Source organism: Methanosarcina spelaei (assembly GCF_002287235.1).
Lineage (GTDB): Archaea > Halobacteriota > Methanosarcinia > Methanosarcinales > Methanosarcinaceae > Methanosarcina > Methanosarcina spelaei.
This window is the reverse complement of record NZ_LMVP01000130.1, coordinates 1-5,660: the sequence shown is the minus strand read 5'-3', so window position 1 is coordinate 5,660 and position 5,660 is coordinate 1. Positions and strand designations below refer to the sequence as shown.

The window sequence follows — 5,660 nt, the reverse complement described above, 5'->3', positions numbered from 1 at the left end:
TATAAATATACGATTTTCAAATATATAATATCAATTAGATACAAATTGACCATCAACAAATAAGCCTTGAAGGAAAAGCAAGCTACTGGAAGTATAAATGGAAAAATGGAAAATCATATTTATATAAAACAGAGTATAATCCAAAAATTCAACAAAGGTTATTTCAATCGGACATACCAGCGATTAGATTTTTTATCAAGGCTTATCTTGTCTTCTCTAGCAAGCCAGCCAATAGACATCAAAGCCATTTGAGAATCAAAGCCATTGGCACTCAGGTGAGTCTTTACCTGGTTCAAACTGCATTCACCTTCTTCTAGCCTATGATATAACACTCCTGCAGCTTCTCCGATTTTTAAGTTCATGTTCTCTGGCATATTTATCACCAATTTCGTTATCAGGACTGCTTTCCTTTAAAAAATAGGTAATGTTTTCAGGGTAATAAGTTTATGAATTCTAAATATACAGACCTTAAACAATATGTTGGGTCAATATATTAGGTTTTTCTGCTAAGGTTTTTTCCAATAAATCAAAATAGTTTACTAGTACTTCGGTTTCAAAATAAATTCCTTGTTTTCCTTGGAAAGTCCGTGATCTTGGATCTATTAAAAAGTTGATAGGACTTACGCACTTGAAGTACAAAATCAAGCACATTCGACACTGCGAATATGTTACGTATTTCGACAGTTAAAGATTTTATACTATTGATTTCTCAGTTCAACCGCGTAAGTCCTGGTTAAGTTTTATGAACCTGCTTGAGAACCGTAGTACTAGTAAAATGAGAACTCATTTCCATTCTCACTTTAACTTTCTTCAATTCTTACCTTTTAACCTTCAATTTTCTTTTTCACGGCTGCAGCTGCATTTTTCGGAGAGTCGGTTTCCCAGAGTTTCCTGACTTTAGCACTCCTGAGGGCTGGCATTAAAGCCTCAAGTTTTTCCTGCACGGCTGCAAGCATTTTCTCGTCAACTCCTGGAGGTGTTATACCCATGAATTTCTGGGCTTTAAGGGTCTCGGTTTCCCTATGTACTGCACGGTCAACTCCTTTCCTTACTCCTGTCTTCAGGGACTCAATTGCATCCCTCCACTGGGCAGCCCAGGGGGTATCAGGAATTTCGGTGTGGTGGACCTCGATCCTTTCCACTTTAATAGCATCTAAATGACAGGCTTTTACACAGGCTCCGCAATAGGTACAGAAGTCCTCTGCAAAAGCGATTTTTCGAGGGTCTTCAGGATCTGTAGGCACATACCAGAGTTCGGAGGGACAGACATTAAAACATCCACGGCACCCCTGAGGATCACATTCCTTAAGGTTCGTTTCAATAAGGCTCAGCTCTCCTTCCATAGGTTTTTGCAGGTCCACGGCTTCATACGGACAGACAGTCTTGCAGCGTGCACACTGTGTACACTTTAACTCGTCTATCTTAATTTTCCCCTCGATTTTCGGAGCCTCACAGGGGCGTTCTCCTTTAACCTTTATTGCTTCTTCAGGGCAGAGATCCTGGCATAGCACACAATAATCACATTTGTCCTCGTCCACAAGGATTTGCTCGAAAGGTACGGGATTATCAGGTGTAGGTTCACGCTCGAGAAGGATGAAGGCGTCACAGAACCGAGCGCAGACTCCGCAGAAATTGCACTTATCAGTGTCGATCTCGATCTCTCCTTCTGCCCCTTCCTTTAAAGGCGCGATCTCTTCTTTTTTCGGGAAAGTGAACTCGACTTCAATTGCATCCTGAGGGCAGGCTCCCTCACATAGAGCACAGGGGAGGCATTTATCATTAATCTTAACAAACGTATCGTATTTCGGATACTGTTTCTCATCGGGAACTTCTCCCACAGCTTCAAAGGTGATGGCATGAACAGGGCAGAAGTTTGAGCACATCCTGCAGAAAGTGCATTTCTCAAGGTCCATCATCACAGCAGGCGCATCAAGCCCGGTTGCAATTTCATGAAGTGGTCCCATTTCAAGAGCTTTTGTCGGACAGATCTCCGCACAGATTCCACAGCCGTTGCAGCGTTTATAATCATAATCCAGAGTCTTGATGGATTTCTCGGTGGCCTGGGTATAGAGAAAATGGGAGCCCTGAAGGTCCATGCTGGTTGTAACCGTGATCTTTTCCTGGGATTCCTCAGGATTCTCGGGAGCTTCTGCTTCAAGATCCCCGGCTTCGAACTTATCGGCTTCGAACTCATTGGTTTCGAATCCATCTTCAAGTTCTATAACTTCATTTTCTTCTGTTTCACAGCAACCTCTGCAGATGTGGGCTTCCTGTTCAGTGCGCTCTTCTCTCATTATGCCACCTCCTCAAGTTCGGTTTCGGGTTTTTCAAGCTTGAGTTCGGTTCCTATGGGCCCGATTTCTTCAAGCTCCTTTACAAACTCGGTAATCGTATTTGAGAAACGTTCTCCTTCGGCAGCCGAGATCCATAGAGTTCTCAGCCGTCTGGGGTCGAGCCCGATTTCCGTTATAACTTCCTTTAAAACGTCCATCCTCTGTTTTGCATCGAAATTTCCGTGGATGTAATGGCACTCGTCCATTCTGCAGCCTGCAACAAGCACTCCGTCGGCTCCGCCTTTTAAGGCTTCAAGTACGAATTCCGGGTTCACTCTTGCCGAGCACATTGTACGGATAACCCTGATATTTGTCGGGTAATGCAGTCTCGACATCCCGGTCAGGTCTGCACAGGCGTAACTGCACCAGTTGCAGAGGAAAGCCACAATAAAAGGACTCTGAGACCTGTGTGCAGTTGCAGCCCGAACCTGGGAAAGAATCTGTTCGTTTTCGAAGTTTCGCATCTGGATTGCCCCAGCAGGGCATGCAGCACTACAGTCTCCGCAGCCATAACATGAAACCTCGTCTACAACAGCTTTTTTATTCTCTATTTTGATTTTCCCGAATTTGCAGACCTCAAGACAGGTCCTGCAGCCTATGCATTTTTCAGGGTCAACATGAGCTCCCATAGGATCGGCTTCAAGCTCACCTGTTCCGAGGAGTTGCATAACCTTGGATGCACATGCACTTCCCTGAGCAATCGAAACCTGGATCTCTTTGGGCCCTGAGGCACAGCCTGCAAGGAAAACCCCACTTACCGGGGCATCTACAGGACGCATTTTCGGGTGAGCGCTTGCAAAGAACCTATCAGGCCGCCGAGCAAGGTTTAACATACGGCCTATGCCTTCTGCTGCTTTGCTGGGTTCATAGCCTGTTGAGAGCACAACAAGGTCACAGGCTTCTTCTTCAACCCGGGATTCAAGGGTATTTTCATACCTGAGTACAGGTCTGCCATCTTCGCCTGCGTAAATTTCGGCAACTTTTCCTCTTATGAAATCAACACCCATAGCCTGCGTCCTTGTATAATACTCCTCATACATTTCTCCTGCAGCCCGGATGTCAATGTAGTGAATTGTGATCTCAGTGTCAGGGTAGCGTTCCTTAACCATCTGGGAGTTTTTAAGTGCGGCCATGCAGCAAACCCTTGAGCAGTATTCATTGCCAACTGTTTTATCCCTTGAACCGACACACTGAATGAACGCAACGCTTTTTGGGGGTTTGCCTGTGGAAGGCACAAGGACTCTTCCGCCTGTAGGCCCTGCAGAGTTAAGCATGCGTTCAAGCTGCATATTGGTTATAACATCTGGATACTTTCCAAATCCGTACTCCTTTTTCCTGGATGCATCAAATAGCTGGTAACCTGTTGAAACGATAACTGCTCCCGCTTCAAACTCAATCTCTTCAGGTTTTTGCTCGTAGTCCACAGCATCAGCAGGACAGGCCTGTAAACACAACCCGCAACCGACACAGTGGTCAGGATCTATTAGCACTACCTGCGGAACGGACTGAGGAATTGGCATATATATAGCTCTGGTCTTTCCGACCCCGTAATTCATAGGGTTCTCGATTTCTACGGGGCAGACTGCAGAGCAGAGATCGACACAGCCCTTACATTTGTCTTCAAGTATGAACCTGGGTTTGCGTTTGACTTTTACATGGAATTTGCCGACAGATCCGGAAATATCGGTAACTTCGGAATAAGTGTAAAGGGTAATATTCGGATGGTTCTGAACTTCAGTCATTTTAGGTGCAAGCACACAGATGGAGCAGTCATTTGTGGGAAAAACCTCGTTCATCAGGGCCATTTTTCCCCCGATTGTGGATTCCTTTTCCACCATTATGACTGGAAAACCGGCTTCTGCAAGGTTCAGTGCTGCTTCGATTCCGGCAACCCCTCCTCCTATGATCAGGACATTTCTGCTGGCTTTTGAACTTGTTGCACTTAGCTCCTTGAGGAATTTTGCCTTTGCAACTCCCATCCTTATAAGGTCAAAAGCCTTCTGGGTTGCCATCTGGGGGTCATCGGCGTGCACCCAAGAGCACTGCTCCCTTATATTTACCATTTCCATAAGGTAAGGGTTCAACCCGGCTTTTTCCATTACATGCCTGAAGGTCTTCTCATGTAGCCTTGGAGAGCAGGCAGCTATTACAACCCTGTCGACTTTGCTTTCTTTTATATCCTTAATGATGCCTTCCTGTCCGGAATCGGAACATAGAAACTGTACTTCCCGGGCGAGCACCACATCTTCCAGTTCAGCCGCCATTTCCTGCAGAGCTAATACATCTATTACTCCAGCAATATTTAGCCCGCAGTGGCAAATGTAAACTCCGATTCGCATAATTGGTGACTCCATATACCTGTGTTTTATATTGAATGTTAGTGAATACTTCGTGATCAATTTTGACATGTTTTACATATAACTTTCAAGTTATAATTGAAAGTCATAATTTCTGAGAATTTCTTGACCATAATTCAGAACCGTGCATCCAGGGCATTTTACCATACAAAAAAGTCAGGTTGGTACAGCTGATCAACAAAGACTTTTTTAAACTAGAGTGTTTTATCAGTTCAAGTTCATGAGTTTGATAATACCGGTTAAGTTATTACTTATCAATTAATTTGTTACTCAGTTGTGAATCAGGCACTCAGACACAAACCAGTTATTTTTACATATCCCTATACATTATCTTTTGAACTGAATAAAAATATAGGTGTTTTGTACAAAATCAAAACCTTTATTTCATCACGGTGACTCAACTCAGTATCCTTATGACTCACGTTGGATGATTTTTATACAAATTTAGAAGATAAATGAGCAAAGCTGCGAAAATTGTAAGAATTTAAAAGCAGTGTGCGTCGACGATTGAGCAAAAACTGGCAGCTTAAACTTACTATTTTATAACATAACATAAATAATATTTGTTTTTGTGACAATATAAGGGTTTCTATAATATATCCTTAAACAGATATATTCAAAAGATAAAATAAATTACAAGTTAACTTACTTCTTGTCTTCTGATATGCAAAATTTAAGAAGTGGTGTGCAAACTCCACATGACTTTAAACAATTAATTGAATTGTTTATTCAGTTATTCTTTAAATACTTTATGAGTTCATTCCATAACTTGAAATTTGCTTCCTGAGTCCTGTATCTCGAATAATTAATCAAGCTCAAGATCATGAAAACAACTTTGAAATTCCCAATGAATAAAGAGAAAGTAGCTATTTGGATAGGCTCAACATACTATGCCAAAAATATCTAATAACTATATTCAGTACTTCGCTAAAAAATCTCTTCCTCATGTATTCTCCCCATCGATTTACCT

General features: G+C 42.7%; 3 protein-coding genes. All 3 read right to left on the bottom strand.

Going from position 1 to position 5,660, the window contains the following annotated elements; genetic code table 11:
- Window positions 1-158 precede the first annotated feature (158 nt).
- The 3 genes from ASJ81_RS08415 to hdrA2 all read right to left on the bottom strand — a co-directional run bounded on the left by ASJ81_RS08415 (window position 159) and on the right by hdrA2 (window position 4,672).
- Window positions 159-374: a winged helix-turn-helix domain-containing protein gene (locus ASJ81_RS08415; protein ID WP_052723276.1), complete on the bottom strand. Its 216-nt coding sequence runs from the start codon at window positions 372-374 to the stop codon at window positions 159-161.
- A gap of 450 nt (window positions 375-824) precedes the next feature.
- Window positions 825-2,294, bottom strand: a complete 1,470-nt coding sequence (locus ASJ81_RS08410; protein ID WP_095644086.1) for a 4Fe-4S binding protein — start codon at window positions 2,292-2,294, stop codon at window positions 825-827.
- The gene (gene hdrA2, locus ASJ81_RS08405) at window positions 2,294-4,672 is read right to left on the bottom strand and encodes a CoB-CoM heterodisulfide reductase HdrA2 (protein ID WP_095644087.1); all 2,379 of its coding nucleotides are present in this window, start codon (window positions 4,670-4,672) and stop codon (window positions 2,294-2,296) included. Before hdrA2 ends, ASJ81_RS08410 begins: the two co-directional genes overlap by 1 nt.
- Window positions 4,673-5,660: the final 988 nt, after the last annotated feature.

What these genes read in the sequence shown, in the direction of transcription:
- ASJ81_RS08415 (WP_052723276.1), bottom strand. Translation starts at nt 374, where the DNA reads ATGCCAGAGAACATGAACTTAAAAATCGGAGAAGCTGCAGGAGTGTTA.
- ASJ81_RS08410 (WP_095644086.1), bottom strand. Translation starts at nt 2,294, where the DNA reads ATGAGAGAAGAGCGCACTGAACAGGAAGCCCACATCTGCAGAGGTTGC.
- hdrA2 (WP_095644087.1), bottom strand. Translation starts at nt 4,672, where the DNA reads ATGCGAATCGGAGTTTACATTTGCCACTGCGGGCTAAATATTGCTGGA.